Source organism: Acinetobacter entericus (assembly GCF_026168575.1).
Classification (GTDB): Bacteria; Pseudomonadota; Gammaproteobacteria; order Pseudomonadales; family Moraxellaceae; genus Acinetobacter; species Acinetobacter bouvetii.
In genome coordinates this window covers 1-26,547 of record NZ_JAPEQW010000021.1, presented here as the reverse complement: position 1 = coordinate 26,547, position 26,547 = coordinate 1, and the positions used below count along the sequence as shown (strand labels likewise).

Below are 26,547 nucleotides of genomic sequence, written 5' to 3'. Positions count from 1 at the left end.
ATGTGGCTGAAACAAAACAGATTGTAAAAAGTTTTAGAGCATTTACATTCAATTATGCATTCAGATCGAATTTCTCTTATTCAAATGAAAGCTGGATTAGCAGTCAATCAGCGGTTGGCTATAGCCAAGCAGGCCAATGGCTTTATTATGATAGGAGCCCAAATTTTTTTAAGACATGCGGCTAAAGAGAAAAACATCCATTATGTCAATAAAAAATACAGGGACTGTTTTCAAATGCAATCGGATATGATAGTTGAGCAAAAGGCTGAAATTGATTGTAAATATAACAAAGCCCTCAATTGAGGGCTTTGTTATATACTGGACTGGTATTGCAAATTAGGCAATAAACCAGGTGTAGTAGCCCCACAGCATGAGTGGCCATGCAACAATTGGGCTAAACAGCCATTTCCAAAGCCAGAAATGTGGCTGAAAACCGACACCATGAATAAAACCGCCTGAAATGCCAATCATGATCATCATTAAAGCACTGTGGCTATAGTGGCCATTGGCATCCAGCATTGCACCAGGGTGAATCAATAATACCGCGGCAAGAGGCAATGCCATCAAAAATGAAACGGCCATTGCAAACTTATTCGGCTTCTTTTTTTCTGCTGTCATTGCGATCTCAGTCATGGCTTATTCCTCATCCAAATCTTGATGATGTTCTATATAAAGTGCACTGAGTACACCTGCAAAACATGCCATCAAAATCCCAAGAATCCAAGCGAAATACCACATAAATATTCTCCTATTTGCTTAGACACAGCCTTAGTACAGGCTGTGTGAGTTGTCTTGAACATGTTTGTTGGTAATAACGCCCCACATTTTGTAATAACACCATGTGGTATAGATTAAAATCAGCGGTACAAATATAGAAGCAACCACAGTCATTACAGTCAAGGTATTTTTACTTGAAACAGCATCCCACATGGTCAAGCTTACAGTTGGGTTGATACTTGATGGCATCAAGAATGGGAACAGTGCAAAACCTGCAGTTAAAATTGAACCAGTCACCGCTAAGGTAGAACCTGTAAAGCTTACACCCGCTTTGTTTTTACCAGCGCCAAAGATAATGAGGATTGCGCCAAGAATTGCAGAAATAGGCGCAAGCATTGTGATTGGGTAAATTGAATAGTTATTCATCCAACCATGGTTGCCTGTAGTTAAAACTTCTTTTGCTAATGGATTTGCAACAGCATTGGTATTAAATGGCTGTACCAAAGTATAGCCTTCGATGCCGCCAAAATATAACCAAGCGCCTGCGCCCAAGAAGCACACTAAGAAGATTGCACCCATCAGCTGAGTCGCTTTTGCAGAGCGCTGACGTAACACACCGTCAGTACGAAGCATCAGCCAAGCGCCGCCATGTGCGCAAAGCATTGATAAACTCACGAGACCGCAAACTAAAGCAAATGGATTAAGCAGCGCAAAGAAGCTGCCTGTATATGTTGATCGTACAGTTTCGTCTAAGGTAAAAGGGACGCCCAGGAACATATTGCCAAAGGCAACACCGAAGACTAGCGCAGGTACAGCGCCGCCAATGCATAAACCCCAATCCCAAGAGTTACGCCATTGGGTATTTTGAAGTTTAGAACGGTAGTCAAAGCCTACGGGTCTCAGGAAGAGTGCAAATAAGACCAATAACAGTGCCCAGTACATGCCAGAGAAGGCTGTTGCGTAAACCATTGGCCAAGCGGCAAAGAGTGCGCCGCCAGCGGTCACGAACCAAACTTGGTTGCCTTCCCAATGCGGTGCAATGGTGTTAATTGCAGCGCGGCGTTCGTCATCAGTTTTACCTACAAATGGCATCAATGCCATTGAGCCCATATCGAAACCATCTGTGAGGGCGAAGCCAATCAGTAAAACGCCGACTAAAACCCACCAGATAATTTTGAGAAGTTCATATTCGATCATGATTGATTCTCCCCAGCTTGAGCTTGCTGAGCTTCAAGTTTCTCGAAGTGATATTTACCAGTATGTAACGAACTTGGTCCTAAGCGTGAGAATTTGATCATTAAATACATTTCAATAATCAACAGCACAGTATAGAACGCTGCCAATGCGATGATTGAGCCCCATACATCGCCAGTGCTCAAACTAGATGCCGAAAGGTGTGTAGGCAGCACTTCACCAATTGTCCATGGCTGACGGCCGCCTTCAGCCACATACCAGCCAGTTTGCGCTGCAATCCAAGGTAAAGGCAGGGCAAATAGTGCAAACTTAAGCAACCATGGTTTATTTTCTGCATTACGTTTTGCCACAGCAAAAGTTGCCAGGATAAACAGAAGGAGCATTAAGAAACCAGAAGCCACCATTGCACGGAAAGAGAAGAACAATGCGGTTACATTTGGAATCGTGTCTTTTGTTGCTGCTTGAATATGCGCTTCAGAAGCATCAGTTACATTCTCAGTATATTTTTTAAGAAGCAAGCCATAGCCTAAATCTTTTTGGTTTTCTTTAAATGACGCCATAAGTTCAGGAGAACGGTCGCCGGCGCGAAGTTTTTCGAGTTCGCTATATGCCACCATACCATTACGGATGCGCGCCTCATGTTGAACCATCAAATCTTTAAGACCTGTGACTTCTTTATCTAATGAGCGTGTGGCAATAATGCCCATGACATATGGGATTTTTATGGCATAGTCAGTGCGTTGTTCTTCCTGATTTGGAATGCCAAATAAGGTAAACGGTGCAGGTGCAGGGTGAGTTTCCCATTCAGATTCAATGGCAGCCAGTTTAGTCTTTTGAACATCACCAAGCTCATAACCAGATTCATCACCAAGTAAGATCACAGAAAGCGTAGACGCTAAACCAAAGATTGCAGCGATGGCAAAAGAGCGGCGCGCAAATGGTAAATCACGTTTTTTCAATAAGTAATAGCTTGAAATGGCTAAAACAAAGATTGCCCCAGTGACATAACCCGCAGACACAGTGTGAACAAATTTCACTTGAGCAACTGGGTTAAAAATCAAAGCGCCAAAATCGACAAGCTCCATACGCATGGTTTCAAAATTAAATTCTGAACCAACTGGGTTTTGCATCCAGCCATTGGCAACTAAAATCCATAATGCAGATAGATTCGAACCCAGTGCAACTAACCATGTCACGCTTAAATGCTGAACTTTTGAAAGGCGATCCCAGCCAAAGAAGAATAAACCAATAAAAGTTGATTCTAGAAAGAATGCCATCAATCCTTCAATGGCAAGCGGCGCACCAAAAATATCACCCACATAGTGAGAGTAGTACGCCCAGTTTGTACCGAACTGGAATTCCATGGTCAGACCAGTGGTTACACCTAAGGCAAAGTTAATACCGAAAAGTTTGCCCCAGAATTTGGTCATGTCTTTATAGATTTCTTTACCGGAAATCACATATGTGGTTTCCATAATGGCAAGAATAAAAGCCAGACCTAGAGTAAGTGGTACAAATATAAAGTGATACATCGCGGTCATTGCAAATTGGAACCGTGATAAATCGACCACGCTTTCAGAAATCATCAACGTGTCTCCTTGATTTGGGAAGGACTGCCAGCGATATGCTCAGCAACTTGGTTATCAAAATCTTTGGGAATTGTCGGCGCATCAAACCAGATGTGTTTGATGGTGAGTAAAATTGCCACTTTAATGATTAAAATAGCGGTGATTTCAATGACTGAACGCCGGTTAATATCTTTGGGGACTAAGCTCATAGTGATAAGCCTATGTTTTAAACTCATGACCTATTATTGACAAAAGTTTACTAAAAATAAATAGGTTAAACAGTTAAAATAAAAATATATTATTAAAGTGATTTAAAACAATAATTTAAAATGCATTTTGGGTAAAATTAAAACTGAATACCGCTGTTTATAATGTTGATTAAAACGCTTGTATATAATAAATAATTCCGACCATTTTACTTATGTTTAATGGCTGGTGTGGATATAAATATATTTAATCCGACTATTTTAATTGGGTATTAATGCTTTCTTGATAATGTATTGATACTTTATAAAATCACAAAATAGTTCAAAAAACAATCAGAGTATTGCAAATAAAAAAAAGGAACATGCGCGCATATTCCTTTGTGTAGGGGGAGTTTGTTTCTAGGCTTAGAAATCGTAACGCAAGCCTAGAGACAGAGCCGTTGAGTTTTCATCTGCAACACCGCTGATTGTGTTGCCAAAACTGCGGCCTTCTTTCCAAGGGTTAAGCTTAGAGTTTTTATCATTCAACACTGTTGCCAGGTTGCCATATACGCGCAAAGTGCTGTCCAGTTTGTGTTCAACACCTACACCGATTAAGCTGGCATTGGCATCATCCGCATCGACATCACGGTAGAAATATTCACCGCGTACTGATGTTTTTGGCGTGATTTTGTATTCACCCGCTAAACCAAATACTTGCGCGTCTGGATTGGCTGTATCGTTATCGTGTTTTGCGATTTGATACATGGCGCCCAGATTGAATGCATCAGTAAATTTATATGCGCCGGCAATACGGAACGCATCACGGCTTGCGCCGCCTGCCGCATTCGCTGCATTTTCATCATATTTTTCATATGCAGCTGCAGCATCGATACGCCCAGCGTTATAAGTGAGCGCTAAGTCATAGGCTTTGTTGTCGTCAACGCCTTCACCATTTGCATCCTGAGCAATTTGAGTGCCCGAATGCATCGACATTGCGGCTAATACGTTAAAACCGCCGCCAAATTTTGGTGATTTATATTCAATGGTGTTTTCATTGCGTTCATCAAACTTCAAGTTGCCAACGCGTGTTACATTGCGCACATCACCGACCATGTCGCCAAAGAAATTGACTGGGCCGCGGGCCGCTTTAAACGGGCTGTCAAAACGGCCTACACGCGCCTGGCCATATGTGCCGCTCTTTAAGCCAACAAAGGTATCACGGGTTGAAAAGTTAACGCCATTGCTGTCTTTAGAGCCGCTGGCAAAGTTAATTTCTTGTTCAATTTGTGCGAAAACATTTAAGTCATCATTAATTTTTTGATCAACTTTAAAGCCGAGTCGTGATGAGTTAGATGATAAACCAACTTCATTGTAGTCTTTGCCATCGTCTAAATAGTCTAAAGAAACATGTGCACGGCCATAAATTTTGACATCAGCAGCAGATGCCATTATCGGTGTAAGGATAGTTGCCCCGATTGCTAATGCACAGAGTGTTTTTTTCATTTGCAGCTCCATAAAGACTTGCGTTTTATCAATTCGATTTATCAGTAGCTTTGCTAAAAATAATTTCGCTATCTAATGGCGCTAAGTATTCATTACAAATAAGTCATTTATATTAAGGAAATATTTCAAAAATATTAAAATTAATCAGTGGGTTATTGAGTATGTTTCATAATGTTTAAAAGAAAAGCTTTTATTAAACGAGCGCTTAGGAAGCGTGCAGAGTGTTTTTTTGCGGCGGCCATGATTATATAAAATGTCAGATTAAGTCTGATCTGTAATTTTCAGTGCAAAAAAAATGGAGCCGAAGCTCCATTTGAATTGCATGCAAAATCAGTTCAATTTCATGCCGCAGCCAAGGCCGCTTTAATGAGTTCTGCCTGCGCTTTAATTTTTTCTTGGTCGCCCATAGTCGCTGCATGCTTGCCAAGTTCATGGACATTGGTTGGAATCAAGTGAAAATGCACATGGGGCACAGTTTGGCCTGCGACAGTGCCAGACAGCTGCATGAGTACAATGCCTTTAACGCCAAGCGCAGTTTCCATGGCTTGCGCAACTTTTTGCACAATTTGAATGGTATAGGCTGCAGCTTCTGGCGCCAAATCGAGCAATGTGACAGCCGGATCTTTTGGAATAACCAGCGTATGGCCTTCTGCCTGCGGCATTATGTCCATAAATGCAAGCACTTGGTCATCTTCATAGACTTTAATTGCCGGAAGTTCACCGCGTAAAATTCTTGCAAAAATGTTTTGGTCATCATAAGCCATGGCTAAATTCCTTAAGCGTGAGTGAATTGAATTGTGTTCAGTTATTTGCAGTTCAATTCTTTCTGACGTTCCTTGATGGCGTCAAGCCGCTGCTGTTCTTTTTCTGAGAATTTAGGCTTGGTTGTATAGCAATTGTCATTGCCAAATTTTGCCTTGGCCTCAGGATCTTTAAAACAGAAGCCTTTAGACGCGTAAATTACATCATGGTCATTCTTCAGCTTTTGGCATTCCTGTTCAGAAGCAAATGCGGTTGAAGATGCCCCAATAAAAGTTACTGCACTGATCAGAGCGGCAACAGTAAATTTGTTCATGCGAGTTTCCTCTGTACCTGTAACAATATGTATGACCATATCATCACAATATTAGGTTTCATTATGATTATTCAATGGCGGCTTATTACTCGATTGTAATTTTACTCCATGATTCGTACATTTTTACAGCAGTGGAAAAATCACTGTTTGGCGCAGCGGTATCGCTGGCAGCCTGAATTAGGCTTTGAGTTAATCCAATGATCGGCGCAGACAGTTTGGCCTGACGGACCAAGTCTACAGCAATCCCTGTATCTTTGGCTAATAGCGGCAGGGCAAAGGTGAGCGGAAATGTGCGGTTGATCACGCGCTGCGGCAAAATAGTTTCTGTGGCATTGCTTTTGCCGCTGGATGCATTGATGCAGTCTAATGCTTCTGTGAGATTTACACCGTGGGCTTTCAATGTCAAAGCGCCTTCGGCGGCGGCACAAAGATTTACAGCCATTAACATGTTGTTTACAGCTTTGACTGCAAAGCCTGCGCCGGATGCACCCACATGCTTAATTAATTTACCCACAGCCTGCATGGCAGGCAGGGCCTTTTCAAAGGCTTCGGCATTACCGCCCGCCATGACGGTTAATGTGGCATTTTCAGCGCCAATAGTTTGCCCGCTGACGGGTGCATCCAGATAATCAATATTTTGCGCTTTGAGCGCGGCTGCCAGCTTCTGAGCTGATTCAGGCACACCGCTGGTGCAGTCTACCCAAATTGCGCCAGATTTGATGCTTAAGGTGCTGATCAGCGCTTCTACGTCGGCGCTGGTCGGCAGGCAGGAAAAAATAACATCGGCCTGTACTGCCTGATTTAACTCTACAGCCTGTGTGCCGTACTCAGCTGCATGCTGTTTCGCCTTGTCGAAATTTCGGTTCCAGACATAAACGCTGTCAAAGTGTTTAGGCAAATGCGCGGCCATGCGGTAGCCCATTGCGCCCAAGCCGATGAATGCAACTGATTGAATCATGATTAAACCCTAATTGTGTGTTTCTAATAATGTCGATCTTTGTACTAGCCAAGCAGTCAGTTTTGGCCAAAATTCAGCGGCGCTTTTCTGACTGGACATTAAGCCCAAATGCCCGCCTGGAATGAGAGTAAACGTGACATCTTGACTGCTTGTCAATTCACCTAAGGGCTGAATAGCTTCGGCTGTTACAATCTGATCGCTGGAGCCTGCGCCAATCAACAAAGAGCAGTTGATATTTTTTAATTTGATAACTTTATCTTTTAATTGAATAACACCTTGTTTTAACGGGTTTTGCAGCCAAAGGTTCAGCACCATGTCCTGATTGATGCCGCCCGGGTAGTCAATCATATTATTCAGAAAATCGCCCATGGTGGCATGTTCATAGACCGTGCGGGTGTCGGACAAGTTGGATAAAAACTGCCTTTGACTGTCAATCCAGCCTTTAGGATCTAAAATTTTAAAACCCAGCGCATTCAGCAGGCCGGGGGTATGGATCATGCGTTTAGGGATTTGCCCAGTGTAAATGGTATCCCGCACAGATTTGCTCCGTGATACAAGCTTATTGACGTTTTGAAAAAGTTTTCCGACACGCCCAGACGCATAACTGTCAATTGGGCTGCCCACCACAATCAGGTTTTTGACATGTTCAGGCTGATGCAGTGCGGTATAGAGCGTGACAAAAACGCCTGCCATGCTCCAGCCGTGCAGGGAAATATATTTGCTGTTGGCATGCTGGCTGATCGTGTCTATGCAATGCGGAATAGCATCATTAATAAAAGACAGGAAATTCAGAAAGCGGTCCTGATAATTCAGCTTAGTCCATTCCAGCAAATACACGTCAAAACCGCTGTGCTGAAAATGCTTAACCAAAGAGCGGTATGGATACAGGTCATAAATCGCCATATTGATAGCCAGCGGTGCAACAAAGACCAGCGGTTCTGCGTATTTTTTATTGGGTGACGCATAAAAGCGGATGCGGCAATATTTATATTCTTCAATTACTTCATAAGGGTTGCTTTGTGACAGCACCAGCGATTTCGCATTGAAAACACGTGTAGACAGGTGTTTCAGCTTTTTTTGCTGGCTTAAAAGTCTTTTTTTTAATGGATGCATGATTGTAATTGACCTATGTTTTTGCAGGTTTGATCGAAGTCTAAGCGATATTTGCTTATTATGCCTTGACCTGAAATAGCTTAGACGCTCAAAATATTGGCAATTATTAACAAAAGGCAGTCATAAGACTGAGTAATGCTGATGAGCCAACAAGACGACATTGAATACCAGCTCGATACTTTAGCGATTCGTACCGGCCATACACGCACTTTTGAAGGCGAGCACAGTGAACCAATTTTCTTAACGTCATCGTTTGTCTGTGAAAGCGCTGCGGATGCGGCTGCTAAGTTTTCAGGACAAATCGAAGGAAATACTTATTCACGCTATACCAATCCAACTGTGCAAGCATTTGAAAAACGTCTTGCTGTATTAGATGGCGCTGAAGCTGCTGTAGCAACCAGTTCGGGCATGGCGGGCGTGCATGCGATTACTTTGGCTTACTTGAAAGCCGGTGACCATGTGGTGTGTTCACGCGCAGTATTTGGTTCGATCATTTCTCTCTTTGAAAAATATGTCATTAAATTTGGCGTAGAGGTCACTTTTGTTGATTTAGAAGATTTAGATGGCTGGAAAAAAGCGGTTCGTCCAAATACACGCCTTTTGTTTATTGAAACACCATCTAATCCTTTGGCTCAGGTGGGCGACATCCAAGCTATTGCGGATATTGCGCATGCGCAGGGCGCATTATTTGCGGTTGATAATACTTTTTGTACCTCCGTTTTGCAGCAGCCGCTTAAATTTGGTGCGGATTTAATCGTGTATTCATCTACAAAATACATCGATGGTCAAGGCCGTGCATTGGGCGGCGCAGTGGTGGGCAGCGCAAAATTGATGGAAGAAATTACCGGTGTAATTCGTACACTCGGCAATTCAATGAGCCCATTCAATGCTTGGATTTTCTTAAAAGGCCTGGAAACGCTGAGCCTGCGCATGAAAGCGCACTGCGCGAGCGCGCAGAAATTGGCAGAATGGCTGGATGCGCATCCAAAAGTGGAAAAAGTTTACTATGCGGGCCTGCCGAATCACGCTGGACATGAGCTGGCGAAAAAACAGCAGTCTGGTTTTGGCGGCGTAGTCTCTTTTGTGGTAAAAGGTGAACGTGAAGGTGCGTGGACAGTGATCGACAATACCCGCTTCCTGTCAATCACCAGTAATTTAGGCGATGTAAAATCAACAATTACCCATCCGGCAACCACATCACACGGCAGAATGTCAGCTGAAGCAAAACAAGCTGCGGGAATTTCTGAAGGTTTAATCCGCGTGTCTGTTGGTTTAGAAGATATTGATGATATTATTCGCGATATTTCCCGCGGTTTAGATTTGATTTAATTCAAATTCATTCAGCTTTAAATGATCCAGCCTGAGTTCATTGCCGTGAGCAGAACTCAGGCACTAAAAGATTTTGTGTTCGGAGTATTTTATGAACATTAACATGTTGATGCAGCAAGCGCAGCGCATGCAGAAAGAAGTCGAAAGCAATGCCAAAAAGGCAAAAGAAGAACTTGCTCAAACTGAAGTGCATGCGGAAGCAGGCGGCGGTTTGGTTAAAGTGACCATGACTTGCCGCAATGTGGTCAAACGCATTGAAATCAGCCCTGAATTGCTTCAAGACGATGCAGACATGATTGAAGATTTGATTGCTGCTGCAATGAATGATGCTGCGCGTCAAGCTGAAGCAATTTCAGAAGAGCGCATGAAGTCAGCAAATTCTGGCATGGGTTTGCCGCCAGGCCTTGCCGGCTTATTCTAAGGAACAGCAGTGCATGTTTAGTGATCGTTTTGATCAGCTGGTTCAAGCATTGCGTATTTTGCCAAGCGTTGGGCCAAAATCGGCTCAGCGTATGGCGCTGCACTTAATCATGAAAAATAAAGAGGGTGCAATTGGTTTAGCGCATGCGCTGAACGAAGCCACCAGCTACATTCATGAATGCTCAATTTGCCATTCATTGACTGAAGATGAGGTCTGCAATATTTGCCTATCACATGAGCGTGATGAGCAAATCCTTTGCTTGGTTGAGTCTCCAGCAGATGTGATGGCCATAGAGCAAAGCGGCAGTTTCCGCGGCAAATATCATGTGCTTGGCGGGCACTTGTCTCCGCTTGATGGCATTGGCCCCGATGAAATCGGCATTCCGTATCTGCTGCAGCGCTTAGCTGACGGCAAGGTCAAAGAAGTCATCCTCGCCACTAATGCAACTGTAGAAGGGCAAGCGACAGCGCATTATATTGTAGAAGCAGCCAAGCATTTGCCCGTGCAGATGACTCGGATTGCGCAAGGTGTTCCGCAGGGCGGAGAGTTGGAGTATGTCGACAGCCATACTTTAAGCCAAGCAGTGCACAACCGCATGCGCATGAAGTAAGATTGAATCTCAAAATATCATTTATTAATAGCTTTTTTATATGACTAAATGGTATTTTGATTTTGAAAAACAACTATAATCGAAAAGATATAGTGAATATATTTTATTTTTTATCGATAATTATAAGATATCGGTTAATATAGCCGAAAAGAGCCTCTAGCAATAGCCTCAAGCATTTATGTATCAATTTATCCATCAGCAGCAAGACCTGCAAAATGTACTCAACCTTATGGATCAAAGCTCCATTTATGGACTGGACACCGAATTTATCAAGGTGGATACATTGTGGCCCAAATTAGGCGTTTTTCAAATAAATATTAGTGGAAAAGTGTATTTGCTTGATGGCGCAGCTTTAGACTTATCCGAGTTTTGGAATAAACTGTTTAATGCGCAGCAAAATATTTTCCATGCTTGCAGTGAAGATATTGATTTAATCTACCATTATGCGCAGCAAAAAACGCTGAAGAATGTCTTTGATACGCAGGTAGGCATGTCTTTCTTGGGACATGGTTTGCAAGTCAGTTATCAAAATGCGCTGAAAACGATGCTGGATGTGGATATTGAAAAAGATCAAACCCGTTCAGACTGGCTGGCGCGTCCATTAAGCCCTGAGCAGCTGATGTATGCAGCGAATGATGTTGAATACATTATGCAGCTGTCAGAAAAGGTAAAAGCTGAATTATCCGGAAAGCATTTGCTTGATTGCGCGCTGGAAGACTGCCGGAATTTAACGCATGAAATTGGTCAGGAAACGCCAATGGCGATGCTTTATCATGATGTCGGCAATTATCGGAATTCACGCAAGCAGCTCATGCAGCTGCAGCAGCTGGCCGTATGGCGTGAACAAATGGTCAAGGCATTGAATCAGCCGCGCAGTTTTATCCTTAAAAATGCAACGATGCTGGATTTAGTTGAAAAAAACCCTCGAAATCATTTCCAGCTCAGCGCGGTAAAAGGCATTCGTCCTAATATTGTGCGGGAACACGGCAAGACTATTTTAGATCTGCTTAAATTCCTGCCTGAGCAGGATGAATGGCCGCTGCGCATGGCGCGCCCAATCCGTCATTCATCTAAAGATATTGCCGATCGGGTGGAATCAGTCATTGCCAATGTTTCAGAGGAAACAGCAGTGCCGAAAGAAGTGCTGATGCGTAAAAAATGGCTGAATGCGCTGTATCAGCATGTGGTGTTTCATAATGATGAGCAGGATTTGCCAGGGTATCTGCTGGGCTGGCGCTATGATTTGCTGTCTAAGCCGCTGATTGACGTGCTGCATTCGGATGAATCCTATTTATCGATGCAAATGAAAGTAGTTGAATAAAAACCGCATTTGATTGATTAAAGATTTAGCATTTATACAAATTCACGACTGATGCGTTAATAAACATTAATGTATCGGTCTTTTTTTTGATGTATCCTTTGCATTGAGTTTTATGAGTACCGATTCAAAATGCATTGTTCTATTTACAAATCGAGCAAAAAAGATGAAATGTATCTTTATGTTGCCCGTCCTGCTGAAAATGAAGCCGAAGATTTCAATCCTTTAGAAGTATTGGCTGAGCCTGTTCGTGTTGCTTTTGGCCGCGCAACATTTGTAATGCATTTGGAACTCAGTGAAGCGCGTAAATTGGCGCGTGTCAACGTTATGCATGTCATTGACTCCTTAGAAACCAAAGGCTTTTTCTTGCAAATGCCGCCGGAAGGCTTGATTAATCCTAATGCAGCTGCGCCAGAAGGCTTGCGCGGTGCATAAATCCTTTCAGGAGTTGTGAAATGAATAGTTTATGGGCTGTATTGGACTCAATTCCTGAAGATAGCATTGCAATCACGGTTTATCTTTTAGGAAGCCTGATTATTTTGGCAAGCTGGTATTCAATAGCGAAACGCTTGCCAAAATTTTTTGGCAGTATTAGCTGGATTATCATTTTTGCTGTTTTATTGACACCAACGGTCTCTGAAGGCAGTAATGCATCGATTGCGCCAGCAATTTTTGGCCTGCTGTTTGGCTTGTTGACCAAGGATCAGCCTTTGGTTTGGACCAATCTGTCTTTAATTCTATTTGTTGTCGGCATTGGTTTTGTTATTGGCTATTTCTGGTCAAAGTTCAATGCAAACAAAGCGCAGATCTCACTTAACAAAAAAAGTTCACCACTTTAAAGTAAAAAAATAAGGGTTCGTATGTCTGTTGATGCTCAACATTTTTCTGGTACAGATCAGTACATTGCGACTGATAGTCTTAAACTTGCTGTGAAAGCAGCCCGCAGCCTGCAAAAACCGCTTTTGGTGAAAGGCGAGCCGGGCACGGGTAAAACGTTATTGGCTGAACAGGTTGCTGAAAGTTTAGGCCTTAAGCTGATTACATGGCACATTAAATCGACAACCAAAGCACAGCAAGGCTTGTATGAATATGATGCCGTATCGCGCCTGCGTGACAGTCAGCTGGGCGATGACCGTGTTTATGATATTAAAAATTACATCAAGCCAGGAAAATTGTGGGAAGCATTTACCAGTGAAGAGCGCTGTGTCTTGCTGATTGATGAAATTGACAAAGCGGACATTGAGTTTCCAAATGACTTGCTGCATGAACTCGACAAAATGTCGTTTTATGTATATGAAACAGGTGAAACGATTACTGCAGTTCAGCGGCCAATTGTGATTATTACTTCAAATAATGAAAAAGAATTGCCGGATGCATTTTTGCGCCGCTGCTTTTTTCATTATATTGAGTTTCCTGATGAAGCGACCATGCGCGAAATTATTAATGTGCATTTTGAAAATATTTCAAATACGCTGGTGTCTGAAGCGTTGCAAATTTTCTTTAAACTGCGCCAGATTCCTGGCTTGAAAAAGCCGCCTTCAACATCTGAGCTGATTGATTGGCTGAGCTTGCTGATGGCGGATGATATGCCGGAAGATATTCTGCGCAATACTGACAAATCCAAATCTATTCCGCCGCTGTATGGCGCATTAATTAAAAATGAGCAGGATGTTCAGCTTCTTGAGCGCTTGGCGTTTATGTCACGCCGTTAAGCGCGTCATCGCAACAAAATAAAAGCTGGCTAGTCCAGCTTTTATTTTGCTTCCATGAATAGCTGTTTTGAATTAAAGGCCACAATTTTGCGTCAAATAAGCAGATTCGCCATGAAATTTATTCAACTGAGGATTATTGTTATGTTGGCGGCACTTTCTTTATCTGGCTATGCACAGGCTGAAGCTGAGTTTGAGAAAGCCTATTTGCAGATAATGAATGACAGTAATTGGGCGCAGGTTGCTGAATATCAGGTGAGGCAGCTGCTTGAAGGAAAAACATTGAATGAAGCGCAGCAATTGTTATTAAAACAAAAGCAATGCCTTTCTTTGGCGCAAGAAAACAGATTCTATGAATTTGTGAATGCCCGACTTCCCGAGTATCAAAGCTATATGCGCAATCAGGGGTTTACCAAGCTGTATACAGCGCAAAAGATAACCCAGGAAGGAAGCGCTGTTCAGGCTAAATATTTGGTGCTGCGGCAAGAATTGCAAATGACGGATTACCCTTGTGAACAGTGAGCTAAACGTGCTGCAGCGTGATAATGCATTAGCCTGAATTCCCAGTAGATGCTTTAGGCTTTACTTGCTGAAATCAATTTCTCATAATGTGGCTAGAAAAGGCATTGCTCAGTTGCAGATGAAATAACAAGATCACATGCAGTCAAACTGATTTGACCTCCCGAATATTTAATTTTTATTGGATTTTATCCGACTATGTTTGTGCGATTGTTTTACACACTTAGAAAATACGGCGTGCCTGTTTCGACACGTGAACTGATTGACTTGAATGAAGCTATAGCGGCGGGTTTGGTCTTTGCTGATCAGGATGAGTTCTATCAGCTGGCCAAGACTGTCATGGTCAAAGATGAGCGCTACTTTGATAAATTTGACCGCGCGATGAAAGACTACTTTGACGGCATTTCAACTTTCGATTTGGATGCGCTGCTGAATCAGGTGCATAAGCTGCCAAAAGACTGGTTTAATTTGGAATTGCTGGAAAAGCATTTGACGCCTGAACAGCGTGAAGAATTAAAAAAAGCGGGTTCGCTGGAAGAGCTGATGAAAATGCTGGAAGAGCGCTTGCGTGAACAGCATAAAAAGCATCAGGGCGGCAACCGCATGATCGGTACCGGCGGCACATCGCCGTTTGGCGCTTATGGCGATCATCCTGAAGGTGTGCGTATTGGCGGGCCGGGCCGTAAAAAATCTGCGGTGAAAGTTTGGGAACAGCGTCAATACCGCAACCTGGATGATGATCAGATTTTGGGAAGCCGTCAAATGCAAATGGCGCTGCGCCGTTTGCGCAAGTTCGCCCGGCAAGGCGCTGCAGACGAGCTGGATATTGATGGAACAATCCGTGAAACAGCCAAGCAGGGTATTTTAGATGTGCAGCTGGTGCCCGAACGCCGCAACCGCATTAAAGTGCTGATGCTGTTTGATGTGGGCGGCTCGATGGATTCACACATTGCGCAGTGCGAAAAACTGTTCAGCGCTGCCAAGACGGAATTTAAAACACTGGAATATTTTTACTTCCATAACTGCCTATATGATTATGTGTGGAAAGATAACGTGCGCCGTTCCAATACGCGTATGAACACATGGGATTTATTCCATACCTATGGCCGCGATTACCGGGTGATTGTGGTCGGTGATGCCAGTATGGCGCCGTATGAAGTCACATCCGCAGGCGGCTCTGTCGAATATATGAATGATGAAGCCGGAAATGTATGGCTGCAGCGCCTGCGTCAGCATTTTGATAAAACCGCGTGGCTGAATCCGGAAGAAGAAAGCTATTGGCATTACACGCAGACCATTGGCTTAATTAAACAGATTTTTGAAGATCATATGTTCCCAATGACGCTTAAAGGCATTGAAGATATGACCAAATATTTAGCGCGCTAACTCCTTGAATATATCCTAAAAGGCTGCTGCCTGAGAAACTGAAATTTGGCTTGTTGTATTTGATTAAAATTCGGTAGTATCAGGGCAGTCTTTTGCATAAGCGCTTATAAACAGGGGAACTAATATGGAACATCAAATTAATGGCATCGCATTGCCAAATCGGGAAGGTTTTTTTGGCGTGTATGGCGGCCAGTTTATTCCACCAGACTTAAAACAGGCGATGGATGACATTAATGCAGCCTATGAGCAGATCCGCCATACAGCAGAATTCCAAGATGAACTTAAAGACTTATTTGCCAACTATGTCGGCCGTCCAAGTCCATTATTTTTTGCTAAGCGTTTAACCGATCAATTAGGCGGTGCGCAAATCTATTTAAAGCGTGAAGACTTAAACCACACGGGCGCACATAAAATTAATCATTGCCTGGGTGAGGCGCTGTTAGCTAAATATATGGGCAAAACCAAAGTTATTGCAGAAACAGGCGCAGGGCAGCATGGCGTAGCTTTGGCAACAGCTTGTGCGCTGGTAGGGATTCCGTGTGAAATTCACATGGGGCAAGTGGATATCGAAAAAGAACATCCGAATGTTGTGAAAATGAAAATTTTGGGTGCCCGCTTAATTTCGGTGACGCGCGGTACAGCAACGCTGAAAGATGCAGTAGACAGTGCCTTTGAAGAATACTTAAAAGATCCGAAAAATTATATTTATGCCATTGGCTCTGTGGTTGGACCTCATCCATTTCCAATGATGGTGCGGGATTTTCAGGCGATTATCGGTGAAGAAATTAAAGTACAAGCCAGTGCGCGTTTTGGTACAAATCCAGATTATGTGGTGGCCTGTGTTGGCGGCGGCTCTAATGCGCTGGGGGCATTTACGGCATTTTTAAATGATCCGGATGTTAAGCTTGTTGGGGTTGAGCCTGCAGGGCATGGTTTGGGTACAGATATGCACTCTGCAACATTGACATTAGGCAAACCTAGCCAAATTCACGGTATGGCATGTTATGTGCTGGAGAATGATCAGGGTGAGCCTTTGCCAGTGCATTCTATTGCTTCTGGGCTGGATTACCCTGGCGTAGGCCCGCAGCATAGCCTGCTGAAAGATTTAGGGCGGGTGGAATATACTACGGCAACGGACCAAGAGTGTTTGGATGCATTTATGACGCTGTCGCGTGTAGAAGGCATTGTGCCGGCACTTGAAAGTTCGCATGCAGTGGCTTGGGCGCTGCGTGAAGCGCCTAAACTTGGCAAAGATATTAAAATCGTAGTCAATGTATCTGGCCGCGGCGATAAAGATGCAGATTATGTAGCGGAAAAACTCGGGTTAAATTGAGTTTGACCTGATAACACAATTTATTTCTAGAAAAATATCCCTTTTATAGGGATATTTTTTTTGCTGTCATTTGGATGTGGCTTAAAAAGTGTAGGGAATTAACCGTTTTAAGCCAAATTTCTGGATATGAAGGCCTTATTTGGAAGTCTTTTGTTTAATTTTGGTGTTGCATTGTCATCTCATTGTAATGATAAAATAGATTTTTATGTCTAATGAAAATCAACGATTTATAGTGTGTCGTTTAACTGTCTAGCCTGAAATATATTGCTGCAGCTGATCAATCAGTTTCTTTTGATCTTCCATGGCTGCCTTAACTAAATCGCCAATGGAAATCAGGCCAATTAAGCGTTCATTTTCAACTACAGGCAAATGGCGCAAATGCTTGTCAGTCATTAATTCTAGACAATCTTCTACAGTTGCTGTGCGGGTAATTGTAAGCACCTTTGCAGTCATAATTTCATTGACAGTGGTATTGAATGAGGTGCGCTCCATCAGGGCTATTTTACGCGTATAGTCGCGTTCTGAAAGAATGCCGACTACTTTATCTTCATGGGTCACGACCAATGCGCCAATCCCTTTATCCGCCATAAGCGAAATCGCTTTTAAAACCGTTTCATCTGGGGCAATGGTATGAATGGCGTGCTGTGGCTTATCTTGTAAAACTTGTGCAACTGTGGTCATTATCGTGTGTCCCTTAAAGTTATTATTTGCTTTAACTTAACGCGAATACAAAAAAAAGCAAATACTTCAGCGTACATTATTTTGACAATTCAATAAATAATGTGAATATTATGCAAAGTGCGCTGTTTTTCCTGAGAAAAAGAAATGGCGCATGAGCTGTGTCGACAGTTTTAACTTCTTGTGATTGTATGCATTATAAAGCGCCGGCGTCACTTTTAACCGTGTGAGTGTCGGCATTAATGACTGTTCAAAATCTGCCGATGTGATTTTCTTCGGCTGATAGTTCGGCCAGTGCTTTTTTGCATATTTATGCGCTTGCAGGCCATTTAGCCAAAATGGAAAAATAAAATCATCCCCATCTTTGCTCATGGCCCAACCTTCATGGTACAAGCCCCATAAAACACCGCAATACATCATGGTCTTTAAAATTGTGATTTTAAAAAAAAGTTCTTTGGAGATAGGCTGCAATTGATTGATTTTTGTCATGGGTACTTTGTTTGATGCGGTTTGATCTATTGTAAAAAAAGCAGATGAAATTACTGTGTAAGCTTTGCTGAAAATCGTAAGCAAATATGTTTGCTTAACAATCTTCAGGCATTAAAAAACGCCACCTAGGTGACGTTTGTTTACGCTTGCAATGTGGCCATCTTCTGCCAGTACTGCGCTTTGAGTGAATCGCGCTCAACGCGGAAACCTTGATAATAAAGTTCCGCGAGAAACAATGCCGCTTTACCATGCCCAGCACGCGCTGCGCTTTCCAGTTCTTCAACTGCATCTACAAAGTTCATTTGAGATTGAATCGTATTTACTGCATTTGCATACACATGCTCTAAGTCATGTTGAGAGATTTGTTGCATCATATTAAAGTTACTCCTTATTCTAATTATGCTTACATCTGCCTACTTCAGATAGGTGCCTATTTCGACCTATCAATAACTACTATAGTTAAGTATTATTAAAGTAATATTACAATTAAGTTGAATTGTCAACAAAACATGTAAATTATTTTCTATGTCTGCTAGTTTACATGATTAAACAATGAACAGTTTGAATTTTTATTAATATAGTTAGATAAGAAGATGTTAATAATAAGGAGAAGTATGATGACTAGAACTTTAGATGGTTTGAATTTTGATATGCCTCCTACGGCAGAACAAATTGTAGCTTTGGCGCATTTGCATCGGCAAAGACTGGATGAAGCTATTTTTCATCAGGAAATTCATTTGGGGGATTTTGGTTTGGCCCAGCGCAAGCGGGTTTATGATTTTACCCGTGAATTAGATGTTGCGCAGCGTGAAGATTTTTACGAGATGTACAATGGCGAGCTGCTGCGGATTGCGGATGATGATGAATTGCATCCGGCCTATGCAGAAGGCGGGGTCAGTATTTTTGCAGTCATTATTGTGATGGCGATCATTGCGCTGATTTTGTACTTCGCGGTTATTCAACGCATCCTGAGCAGTTAATTGTCGGCCCGAGCGTCCTGCCTAAATACTGCAGTATTGAATGGGCGGTTTGGATGAGAAATAAACAGGCTGACTTGAACTTATTGAATAGCGGTCATACACTACTTTGAATTCGAGGTAGTGTATGTCTATTGACCTAAAAAAAATTCTTCAATTCAAATCAAAAATTGGGCTAGAACAGGTCTACAACATATTTGTCAGTTTTATTATCGCGCTCATCCTTGTTTTGGGCTTGCTTGCCTTGAATCGGCCTATTTCCATACAAAAAATGCACAATATTCTAATAATTTCTGAACAGCAAAGCTGTCCAGATTCACAAAATTTAGCCGTGGCCTTGAGTCAGCAGCATGAAGTGACTATGGGGCAGTATCTTAAGCTGATGCATGCTTATCAAGCTGAGACTGCAAGGGCTCATCAGCTTCCGGCACTGGCAGAGGAGCAGCCTTAGAAGGCAAAGGCGCTATGGCAGGTGCTGTATTAACCGGAGTATTTAGCTGCAGGTTGCTTTGCAAAATGCCATTTAATTCTGCTTTATCCAGCGCTTTGCTTACCACAATGATGGTGAGCTGATCAGGGTGTAAATGACGGCGTACCGCGTTTTGTACATCTTCCGCCGTGATTTTCTCAAGCAGTTTAGGATATTGGTCTAAGTAGTCTGCAGGGTGCTGATAAAACCCTAAAAGGCCAAGCTGCGCATTAATGGATGCATTGCTGCTGTAGCTGTTTGGATAGGCCCGCAGCATGCCGGCTTTCACTTCATTTAGCTGATTGATGTTTATGGGCTGCCGCACAAAATCAGTTAATGCTTTGTGAGCAACGCGGATGCTGTCGATCAGCTGGTCTTGGCGCGTTGAATAGCTGAAGCTGAATATGCCTGGCGACTGGCTGAAACTGAATGCGCTGTAAACACTATAAGTATAGCCGCGCTTCACCCGCAGTTCTTGCATAAGCACTGCGTTAAATCCGCCGCCGCCAAACAGCTTATTTCCTATTTCCAGTGCTAAACGGTCAGGATCATTTCTAGTTGTTCCCATTTGTCCAAACATGACATGCGCCTGCGCAGAGTCGTATGGCATATGCACAATATTCAGTGTGTTTTTTTCTTCAGGATTGGGTAAAGCCTGTGCGTGTTCCCCTTGCTGAATATTGCCAGCTATTCTTTCTGACAGTTTTAGCGCTTCTTTCGCAGTAAGTTTGCCAGTAATGGCAATATTCATATTTTGCGCCACAATAAATTTATCTCGAAACTGCTTAAGATTTTCTGATGTTATTTTTTTGAGGCTGCTATTAGTGCCCGTCACAGGTTCCGCATAAGGATGCTGCCCATAAATTTCACGATAAAATCGAATGCCCATTAAACGGCTGGGACTTTCCTGTAGCTGTTTTTGTCCTGTTTGCAAGTTGCTCAGTGACATGTTAATGCTATTTTTTTTGAAAACGGCATTGCTGATGACTTCCATCATCATGGCTAAAGCGGGTTCAAGCTTCTGCGGATCTGAAAGCACTCTTAACTTGACAATAAACATATCTCGATAGGACTGGATGCTGAATTGTGCACCGCTTTGTTCAAAAACACTGGCGATTTGACTGGCTGTAAATTTTTCAGTTCCTTCATCCATTAGGCCCGCAGCCATATTGGAAAGGCCATATAGGCCTTTGCCGATTTCCAAATCCCGCGCGGAACCGGCATTGAAGGTCAATTGAATATCGACCATCGGCAAATCTTGAGATTCGACAAATAAGGTGCGCACCTTATAGCGGTTTTTTAAGTCGTGGACATAAGGCGCATGTGTTTCCAGCTGTTTTAAATTGCGCAGGCTTTGCAGTATGGGAATTGACTGCAGCTGGCTTGGATTATCATGGACATCCGGTTCGGTATTTAAATAGCTGTCTGTCTGTTCAGCAGAAATTGAAGATGAACAGGCAAGCATGGCGATAAAAATGATGACGGTTTTATGCAACATGAGGCTGTCCATTATTTTGATTTATTTTCAGGGGTCAAATACAAAGTGCTTAAATTATCTTTAATAAAGTAAGCATTGGCGACACGCTGAATATCTTGAGGGCTAACGTTTTCATAATGTTTAGGCAGCTCATCCATTAAGCGGTAACTCAAGCCGTTAACCTCTAAATTGCCAATCATTTTGGCTTGGCCTGCAATATCATCCTGACTGTATATTAAGCTGGAAATGAATCGGGTGGAGATGCGGGAAACTTCTGCGGGATCCACCAGTTCATTTCTAAGCAGATCAATTTCTGTCTGAATGGCTTTTTGCGCCTCTTGAAGAGAAACACCGTCTGCCGGCAAAGCTGAGATAGAGAACAAGCTGTCACCGCGGTTGTAAGGGTCATAAGATGCGCTGATAGCGGTCAGCAGCTTTTTGTCGCGCACTAAGCGGTCCTGAAAGCGTGAAGAAATGCCGCTGTCTAAAATGCTGCGGATAATGTTTAAGGCATAGGCATCTTGAGGGTCTTTGGCGGTTGCCAATGAACGGACATTCCATGCCATATATAAATTCGGCACTTGCACGGTGGATTCAATTTCCATGTGCCGGTAGCCCACCCGTTCAAATTCCAGCACATCATTGCGGGGCGGCGCTTTCTTGGCAGGGATATCTCCAAAATATTTTTGCACTTGGTGAAGGGCAGCTTCTGATTCAACGTCACCGACAATCACCAAGACGGCATTATTCGGTGTATACCACTTTCTGTACCATGTCTTTAGATCATCCAGCTGAAGGTTCTGGAGGTTTTTCATGTGCCCAATCACGGGTTGCCGGTAATGGCTGGTAGGATAGGCAATCCATTTGAAGCGTTCAAAAGCTAAAGCGCGGGGGCTGTCATCGGTGCGCAGCCGGCGCTCTTCCATGACGACTTTCATTTCAGGTTCGAAGTCTTGCTGGCGCAGCAGCAGGTTACTCATGCGGTCTGCTTCAAGCTCCAGCGCCATCGGAAAATAGGTTTTAGGGTAGAGCTGGTAATAATTGGTGTAATTGGTGAATGTAGCGGCATTGATGCTGCCGCCGTAAATTCGGCTGAGGCGGGTGAATTCATCATTGGGCACTTTGCTTGTGCCTTTGAACATCATATGCTCAAGTGTGTGAGAAATGCCCAGAAGATTGCCTGACTCATCACTGCTGCCCACTTTGTACCAAATTTGCGTCATCACCATAGGCGAGCGGTGGTCTTCTCGAATAATGACTTTTAAGCCATTGTTCAGGGTGGTTTCAAACGTGGTTCGAGCTAACTGGCCGCGGGTGTCTGCATGTAAATTAGCGCTCAGCATACATAAGCTGAGCAATCCGGCAGATAAAATCTGAAAATTGAACTGTGTGCAGCGCATTATATTTTTGGACATGGAATCCCAAATAAAAGCTCATGATTTTATTCTATTCTTTAGAATCTGCAGTTTGAACGCAAGTTCAGGTTGTTGTTTTTTGGTGTGTTGAGGATAGGGCGGCGGTGAAAGGCTCAAAAATAAAGAACTTATGCTAGAATCAGCTTTTTTAACGCAATGCTTTTCAAGGATTCGGCATGCAACAGCAATCTAATGGGCAGAATAATTTTTTGATTGATGCTGATATCGGAGATGATGATGTCACATTACCGAGTTTACCTGCGGTCAATGTGCCTATTATTGAAACTCCAAAAGAGCAAGCTGCTGTTTCTGAGCCTGTAGCATCAGAAGCGCCGCAGCAGGAAGAAGCGCCATCAAAAGGCGGTTTCTTTGGCCGTATGAAAGATGGCTTGACGAAAACCCGCAAAAACTTTACAGACGGCATGGTGAATATCCTGATCGGCGGTAAAGAAATTGATGATGAATTGCTGGAAGAGGTTGAAGAGCAGCTTTTGGTGGCGGATATCGGTGTAGAAGCCACCAAAACAATTATTGCAAATTTGACTGAACGGACAGCGCGCGGTGATCTGATTTATTCACATTCTCTGTATAAAGCGCTGCAGGAAGAATTGGTTGCCTTGCTTGCACCGCGTGTAAAGCCTTTGCATATCGATCCAAACAAAAATCCATATGTCATTTTGGTTGTCGGTGTAAATGGTGTAGGCAAAACCACCACAATTGGCAAATTGGCTAAGCGTTTGCAGGGCGAAGGTAAGAAAGTCATGCTGGCTGCGGGTGATACATTCCGTGCAGCGGCCACAGAGCAGCTGCAAATTTGGGGTGAGCGCAATAATATTGCTGTGGTTGCGCAAGGTCACGGAGCAGACAGCGCTTCTGTGATTTTTGATGCTTTTGAAAGTGCGCGTGCAAAAGGTATTGATGTATTAATTGCTGATACTGCAGGTCGTTTACACAATAAAAGTCACCTGATGCAGGAGCTGACTAAAGTAAAACGCGTCATGCAAAAAATTGATGCAACTGCGCCCCATGAAGTCATGCTGGTAGTAGATGCGGGTACAGGTCAGAATGCAATTAATCAGGTTGAAATGTTTGATGAAGCAGTAGGCTTAACAGGGATTACTATTACCAAATTAGACGGTACAGCCAAAGGCGGGGTTTTGTTTAATATTGCCAGCCGGACACATGTGCCGATCCGCTTTATTGGTGTTGGTGAAAAAATTGACGATTTGCGTCCATTCTCAGCCAAATCCTTCGTTGCTGCATTATTCGAAACGGATAAATAGAGCAATTGTTTTAAAATGCTGTAGTGTGTGATAAGTCACATAAACTCCGCCAAGTGCGGAGTTTTTTATTTTTAATTATAACTGTTTGATTTAAAAAACATCATAAGAAGGGATTAAGCGAATTAACTGACGGATAATTTTATTAGAATAAAGCAAATAATGAGTTGTTTATTAATTTTGAATATTCGGGGATCATGGTGGAATTATTAAATAAAATAGGTCATGTTCTGACTGCAGATTTGACCAAAGATTTTAAATTTAAAAGAAAGCAGGATGATTCAACCGAAATTACTTTTGTCGATCAGCTGAAGAAAAGACGCAGTATTTACAAACTGGGAAAAAAAGTTCATTTCAGCCAAGCATATATTGCAGAACTTATTCAGGAATCTGTACGAAGCTGCCCATCCGCCTTTAACGCACAGAGTACTCGGATTGTTGTGCTGTTTGGGGAGTCCCATCAGCAGTTTTGGGATATTGCAAAAGAAGCGCAGAAACGCAATGTGCCGAATGCTATTTTTGAAAGTGTTGAAATGAAAATTGATCAGTGTGCGCATGCATTTGGCACGGTGCTGTTTTATGAGGATCAGGAAGTTATTCAGCAGCTTCAGAAAAAAATGCCATTCAATGCTGCCGATTTTCCAGTATGGTCAGAGCAAACCTCAGGCATGGCGCAATTTGCGGTGTGGACGTCATTGGCGGATTCAGGAATGGGGGCATCATTGCAGCACTATAATCCGTTAATTGATAGCGCTATTGCTGATCATTACAGTATTGCACCGCATTGGTTGATGCGCGCTCAGCTGGTCTTTGGGTCAATTGAAGAGAAGGCTGCAGAAAAAGAAGAACAGGAAGATTATGATAAATTCCGTGTTTATGCTTAAGCATAAATCAAATTTTTTTGAAATGAACTGATAGGGCGTTCGTTTTTGGCATTTGGTTTCTATGGGATTATGCTGTAATTTTTACGCCAGCTGTTCTATATATAAGACACTATGTCATAGTTTTAGTCATGTGATTGTCTATGGTTTGGCATATGATGAGTTCATTAGATGAAAACAGTTGAAAACAAGAGCGAGATTTAAATATGTCATTTCTAGACCAAATAAAACAGCGTCGTACCATTTATGCAATTGGCAAAAATGTATCGAAGGATCAAAGCGCAATAGAACAAATCATTCAAGATGCTGTGCGTCATAGCCCTTCTGCATTCAACTCGCAAACATCGCGGGTTGTCACTTTATATGGCGCATCGCACACAAAATTTTGGAATATGGTTCGTGAAGCTTTGCGTAAAGTCGTGCCTGCAGAGGCATTTGCAAATACCGATGCAAAAATCAACAGCTTTGAAGCGGGTTTGGGAACAGCTCTTTTTTACGAAGATCAAGATACGGTAAAAGCATTGCAGGAACAGTTTGCTTTGTATGCTGATAATTTTCCTGTGTGGTCTGAACACTCTACAGGGATAGCTCAATTTGCAGTTTGGACTGCATTGGCGGAGCAAAACATTGGTGCATCTTTGCAGCACTATAATCCTATTATTGATGATGAGGCTGCGGCCGCTTTTGATATTCCAGCAAACTGGAAGCTGCGTGCCCAATTGGTATTTGGTTCAATAGAAGCGCCAACGGGTGAAAAAACGTTTATGGAAAACAGTGAACGTTTTAAAAGTTTTAACTGATTAGAATGCATCAATATTGCTGTAAAGATTTAAAAAGAGCGCTTGGGCGCTCTTTTTTTGTCAGAATGGCATTCAAAATGGATTAATAAAGGTAAAAAATATTCTAACCGCTGCTGTCATCAAAATGTCATGCATGCATAGCAGTATGCATGCAACTTAGCAATGAATGAGTGGGCGTACTATGCCTTTAAGAGTTTCTGCAATAATTTCAGCATTGATGGTCAGCAGCACTGCATTTTCTGCAGTGACAGTAAAAGTTCCAGAGGAAATTAAAATTGTCGCCGTCAATAATCAGGAAGTCAGCAGCGGCCTATTGCAAGCAAAAAGCCAATACAAAATTAAAGCTGGAGAAAATATTATCAATGTGCGCTATTCTGGGTATTTCCAGCATGCCGATAACTCGCACGATATTCTTAAATCGGGCATTGTTACATTAAAAACGCCTGCTTTAGTGGATGGCGAAACCTATCGATTAGCATTGGTGCAGGCGCCACAAGATTTTGATGAAGCGCAAAAATATAAGGATCAGCCTATTTTTGGGCTTTATAACAAGGAAAATATACTGCTTGTACAGCAAGCGGGTATTAAATCAGAGCAAAGAAATTGGTTCAGTGAAGGGCTCTTTAATAATAAATCTGTTGACTTGACCAATGATAAAGCTGCAGCCAATCAAATTGCAGCTGTGCAGCCGGTATCAGCTTCAGAAAATCAGAGCCAGCCGTTGATTCACTTATGGCAGCGGTCTTCTAAGGCTGAACGTCAGAAATTTATGGCTTGGCTCGCCGAACAGTCAAACTAATATAACCGTCAATGCGGTAATGTGAACTTTTAATGAGCCAGCTATTGCTGGCTTTTTTCATGTGAGAGAGAAAGTTCCTAATAATTAAGTGTGAGAAAGTGTAAAAAGACTAGAAAAATAGATGTTTTTAAGCTAAAAATACTCTTTTAGATTAAAAAATAAACATTAGAGCGTTCTTTTCTGAAATTAATGAGGAAAAGGGTTGCGCTAGTTTTTTTTATGTATAGAATAGCCACCATCAACACGGAAAGCGCGATATAAGGTTGCTGTTTTTAAGTGTTGTTCTTGATACTGATGAAGTATTAAGAAGATCATTAAGAGATTATGAAGAACAACTTGTG

At 42.6% G+C, this 26,547-nt stretch carries 31 protein-coding genes; 16 read left to right on the top strand and 15 right to left on the bottom strand.

What is annotated here, in order from left to right:
- Positions 1-54: 54 nt before the first annotated feature.
- Positions 55-303, top strand: a complete 249-nt coding sequence (locus tag OKC24_RS14690) for a hypothetical protein (RefSeq protein WP_131275804.1) — start codon at positions 55-57, stop codon at positions 301-303.
- A gap of 33 nt (positions 304-336) precedes the next feature.
- Here the strand turns inward: OKC24_RS14690 and OKC24_RS14685 are convergent, their stop codons facing one another.
- The 10 genes from OKC24_RS14685 to OKC24_RS14640 form a co-directional block, all read right to left on the bottom strand.
- Entirely contained in the window at positions 337-633 is a 297-nt protein-coding gene (locus tag OKC24_RS14685; RefSeq protein WP_005009311.1) for a cyd operon YbgE family protein, read from the bottom strand.
- 3 nt (positions 634-636) lie between these two features.
- Positions 637-738 carry a cytochrome bd-I oxidase subunit CydX gene (gene cydX, locus OKC24_RS14680; RefSeq protein ID WP_002120988.1) on the bottom strand — a complete coding sequence of 34 codons (102 nt, stop codon included), beginning with the start codon at positions 736-738 and terminating at the stop codon, positions 637-639.
- A gap of 30 nt (positions 739-768) precedes the next feature.
- Entirely contained in the window at positions 769-1,914 is a 1,146-nt protein-coding gene (gene cydB, locus OKC24_RS14675) for a cytochrome d ubiquinol oxidase subunit II (RefSeq protein WP_005009315.1), read from the bottom strand.
- Positions 1,911-3,497: a cytochrome ubiquinol oxidase subunit I gene (locus OKC24_RS14670; protein ID WP_130148130.1), complete on the bottom strand. Its 1,587-nt coding sequence runs from the start codon at positions 3,495-3,497 to the stop codon at positions 1,911-1,913. Before OKC24_RS14670 ends, cydB begins: the two co-directional genes overlap by 4 nt.
- Complete coding sequence (cydP, locus tag OKC24_RS14665) at positions 3,497-3,688, bottom strand: cytochrome oxidase putative small subunit CydP (RefSeq protein ID WP_005009325.1); 192 nt, start codon at positions 3,686-3,688, stop codon at positions 3,497-3,499. The genes OKC24_RS14670 and cydP overlap by 1 nt, the downstream gene beginning before the upstream one ends.
- A 402-nt stretch (positions 3,689-4,090) precedes the next feature.
- Positions 4,091-5,170, bottom strand: coding sequence for a porin (locus tag OKC24_RS14660; protein ID WP_130148132.1), 1,080 nt, complete (start codon positions 5,168-5,170; stop codon positions 4,091-4,093).
- 341 nt (positions 5,171-5,511) lie between these two features.
- Entirely contained in the window at positions 5,512-5,934 is a 423-nt protein-coding gene (locus OKC24_RS14655; protein WP_130148134.1) for an HIT family protein, read from the bottom strand.
- Positions 5,935-5,975: 41 nt separating this feature from the next.
- Complete coding sequence (locus OKC24_RS14650; RefSeq protein ID WP_005009332.1) at positions 5,976-6,245, bottom strand: YARHG domain-containing protein; 270 nt, start codon at positions 6,243-6,245, stop codon at positions 5,976-5,978.
- A gap of 85 nt (positions 6,246-6,330) precedes the next feature.
- Positions 6,331-7,203, bottom strand: a complete 873-nt coding sequence (locus tag OKC24_RS14645) for an NAD(P)-dependent oxidoreductase (RefSeq protein WP_130148136.1) — start codon at positions 7,201-7,203, stop codon at positions 6,331-6,333.
- Between the two features lie 9 nt (positions 7,204-7,212).
- Complete coding sequence (locus tag OKC24_RS14640) at positions 7,213-8,316, bottom strand: alpha/beta fold hydrolase (protein ID WP_130148138.1); 1,104 nt, start codon at positions 8,314-8,316, stop codon at positions 7,213-7,215.
- 141 nt (positions 8,317-8,457) lie between these two features.
- On the opposite strand from OKC24_RS14640, the gene OKC24_RS14635 reads away from it, so the two are divergent.
- From OKC24_RS14635 to trpB, 10 genes are all read left to right on the top strand, one after another.
- Positions 8,458-9,645, top strand: coding sequence for an O-succinylhomoserine sulfhydrylase (locus OKC24_RS14635; RefSeq protein ID WP_130148140.1), 1,188 nt, complete (start codon positions 8,458-8,460; stop codon positions 9,643-9,645).
- 91 nt (positions 9,646-9,736) lie between these two features.
- Positions 9,737-10,066 (top strand): YbaB/EbfC family nucleoid-associated protein, encoded by a 330-nt coding sequence (locus OKC24_RS14630; protein ID WP_005009340.1) that lies wholly within the window; start codon positions 9,737-9,739, stop codon positions 10,064-10,066.
- Between the two features lie 13 nt (positions 10,067-10,079).
- Positions 10,080-10,676: a recombination mediator RecR gene (gene recR / locus OKC24_RS14625; RefSeq protein ID WP_130148142.1), complete on the top strand. Its 597-nt coding sequence runs from the start codon at positions 10,080-10,082 to the stop codon at positions 10,674-10,676.
- Positions 10,677-10,854: 178 nt separating this feature from the next.
- Positions 10,855-11,997, top strand: a complete 1,143-nt coding sequence (locus OKC24_RS14620) for a ribonuclease D (RefSeq protein ID WP_130148144.1) — start codon at positions 10,855-10,857, stop codon at positions 11,995-11,997.
- A gap of 129 nt (positions 11,998-12,126) precedes the next feature.
- A complete protein-coding gene (locus tag OKC24_RS14615; protein WP_130148146.1) occupies positions 12,127-12,429 on the top strand; it encodes a YcgL domain-containing protein in 303 nt (100 codons plus the stop codon).
- A 20-nt stretch (positions 12,430-12,449) separates the two neighbouring features.
- Positions 12,450-12,833, top strand: coding sequence for a hypothetical protein (locus tag OKC24_RS14610; protein ID WP_130148148.1), 384 nt, complete (start codon positions 12,450-12,452; stop codon positions 12,831-12,833).
- A 21-nt stretch (positions 12,834-12,854) separates the two neighbouring features.
- The gene (locus OKC24_RS14605; protein WP_018572887.1) at positions 12,855-13,706 is read left to right on the top strand and encodes an AAA family ATPase; all 852 of its coding nucleotides are present in this window, start codon (positions 12,855-12,857) and stop codon (positions 13,704-13,706) included.
- A gap of 111 nt (positions 13,707-13,817) precedes the next feature.
- Positions 13,818-14,225, top strand: coding sequence for a hypothetical protein (locus OKC24_RS14600; RefSeq protein ID WP_130148150.1), 408 nt, complete (start codon positions 13,818-13,820; stop codon positions 14,223-14,225).
- A 195-nt stretch (positions 14,226-14,420) separates the two neighbouring features.
- Positions 14,421-15,608: a vWA domain-containing protein gene (locus OKC24_RS14595; RefSeq protein ID WP_130148152.1), complete on the top strand. Its 1,188-nt coding sequence runs from the start codon at positions 14,421-14,423 to the stop codon at positions 15,606-15,608.
- Positions 15,609-15,732: 124 nt separating this feature from the next.
- Positions 15,733-16,941 carry a tryptophan synthase subunit beta gene (gene trpB, locus OKC24_RS14590; RefSeq protein WP_131275801.1) on the top strand — a complete coding sequence of 403 codons (1,209 nt, stop codon included), beginning with the start codon at positions 15,733-15,735 and terminating at the stop codon, positions 16,939-16,941.
- A gap of 249 nt (positions 16,942-17,190) precedes the next feature.
- Here trpB and OKC24_RS14585 read toward each other — a convergent pair whose 3' ends face one another.
- The 3 genes from OKC24_RS14585 to OKC24_RS14575 all read right to left on the bottom strand — a co-directional run bounded on the left by OKC24_RS14585 (position 17,191) and on the right by OKC24_RS14575 (position 18,482).
- A complete protein-coding gene (locus tag OKC24_RS14585; RefSeq protein ID WP_005009353.1) occupies positions 17,191-17,622 on the bottom strand; it encodes a CBS domain-containing protein in 432 nt (143 codons plus the stop codon).
- 108 nt (positions 17,623-17,730) lie between these two features.
- Positions 17,731-18,108, bottom strand: coding sequence for a DUF2750 domain-containing protein (locus OKC24_RS14580; protein ID WP_265465807.1), 378 nt, complete (start codon positions 18,106-18,108; stop codon positions 17,731-17,733).
- Between the two features lie 140 nt (positions 18,109-18,248).
- Positions 18,249-18,482 carry an SEL1-like repeat protein gene (locus OKC24_RS14575; protein ID WP_005009355.1) on the bottom strand — a complete coding sequence of 78 codons (234 nt, stop codon included), beginning with the start codon at positions 18,480-18,482 and terminating at the stop codon, positions 18,249-18,251.
- Positions 18,483-18,725: 243 nt separating this feature from the next.
- Between OKC24_RS14575 and OKC24_RS14570 the strand changes: the two genes are divergently transcribed.
- On the top strand, positions 18,726-19,088 hold the full coding sequence (locus tag OKC24_RS14570; protein WP_130148156.1) for a hypothetical protein: 363 nt from the start codon (positions 18,726-18,728) through the stop codon (positions 19,086-19,088).
- A 371-nt stretch (positions 19,089-19,459) separates the two neighbouring features.
- Here OKC24_RS14570 and OKC24_RS14565 read toward each other — a convergent pair whose 3' ends face one another.
- Positions 19,460-21,052, bottom strand: a complete 1,593-nt coding sequence (locus OKC24_RS14565) for a M16 family metallopeptidase (protein ID WP_130148160.1) — start codon at positions 21,050-21,052, stop codon at positions 19,460-19,462.
- Positions 21,053-21,063: 11 nt separating this feature from the next.
- Entirely contained in the window at positions 21,064-22,374 is a 1,311-nt protein-coding gene (locus OKC24_RS14560; protein WP_252151867.1) for a M16 family metallopeptidase, read from the bottom strand.
- 248 nt (positions 22,375-22,622) lie between these two features.
- On the opposite strand from OKC24_RS14560, the gene ftsY reads away from it, so the two are divergent.
- The 4 genes from ftsY (at position 22,623) to OKC24_RS14540 (ending at position 26,206) form a co-directional block, all read left to right on the top strand.
- The gene (gene ftsY / locus OKC24_RS14555; protein ID WP_130148164.1) at positions 22,623-23,729 is read left to right on the top strand and encodes a signal recognition particle-docking protein FtsY; all 1,107 of its coding nucleotides are present in this window, start codon (positions 22,623-22,625) and stop codon (positions 23,727-23,729) included.
- A 194-nt stretch (positions 23,730-23,923) separates the two neighbouring features.
- Positions 23,924-24,610, top strand: coding sequence for a nitroreductase family protein (locus tag OKC24_RS14550; protein WP_416346082.1), 687 nt, complete (start codon positions 23,924-23,926; stop codon positions 24,608-24,610).
- 203 nt (positions 24,611-24,813) lie between these two features.
- Complete coding sequence (locus tag OKC24_RS14545) at positions 24,814-25,407, top strand: nitroreductase family protein (protein WP_130148168.1); 594 nt, start codon at positions 24,814-24,816, stop codon at positions 25,405-25,407.
- A gap of 181 nt (positions 25,408-25,588) precedes the next feature.
- Positions 25,589-26,206, top strand: a complete 618-nt coding sequence (locus OKC24_RS14540) for a DUF2057 family protein (protein WP_131275953.1) — start codon at positions 25,589-25,591, stop codon at positions 26,204-26,206.
- Positions 26,207-26,547: the final 341 nt, after the last annotated feature.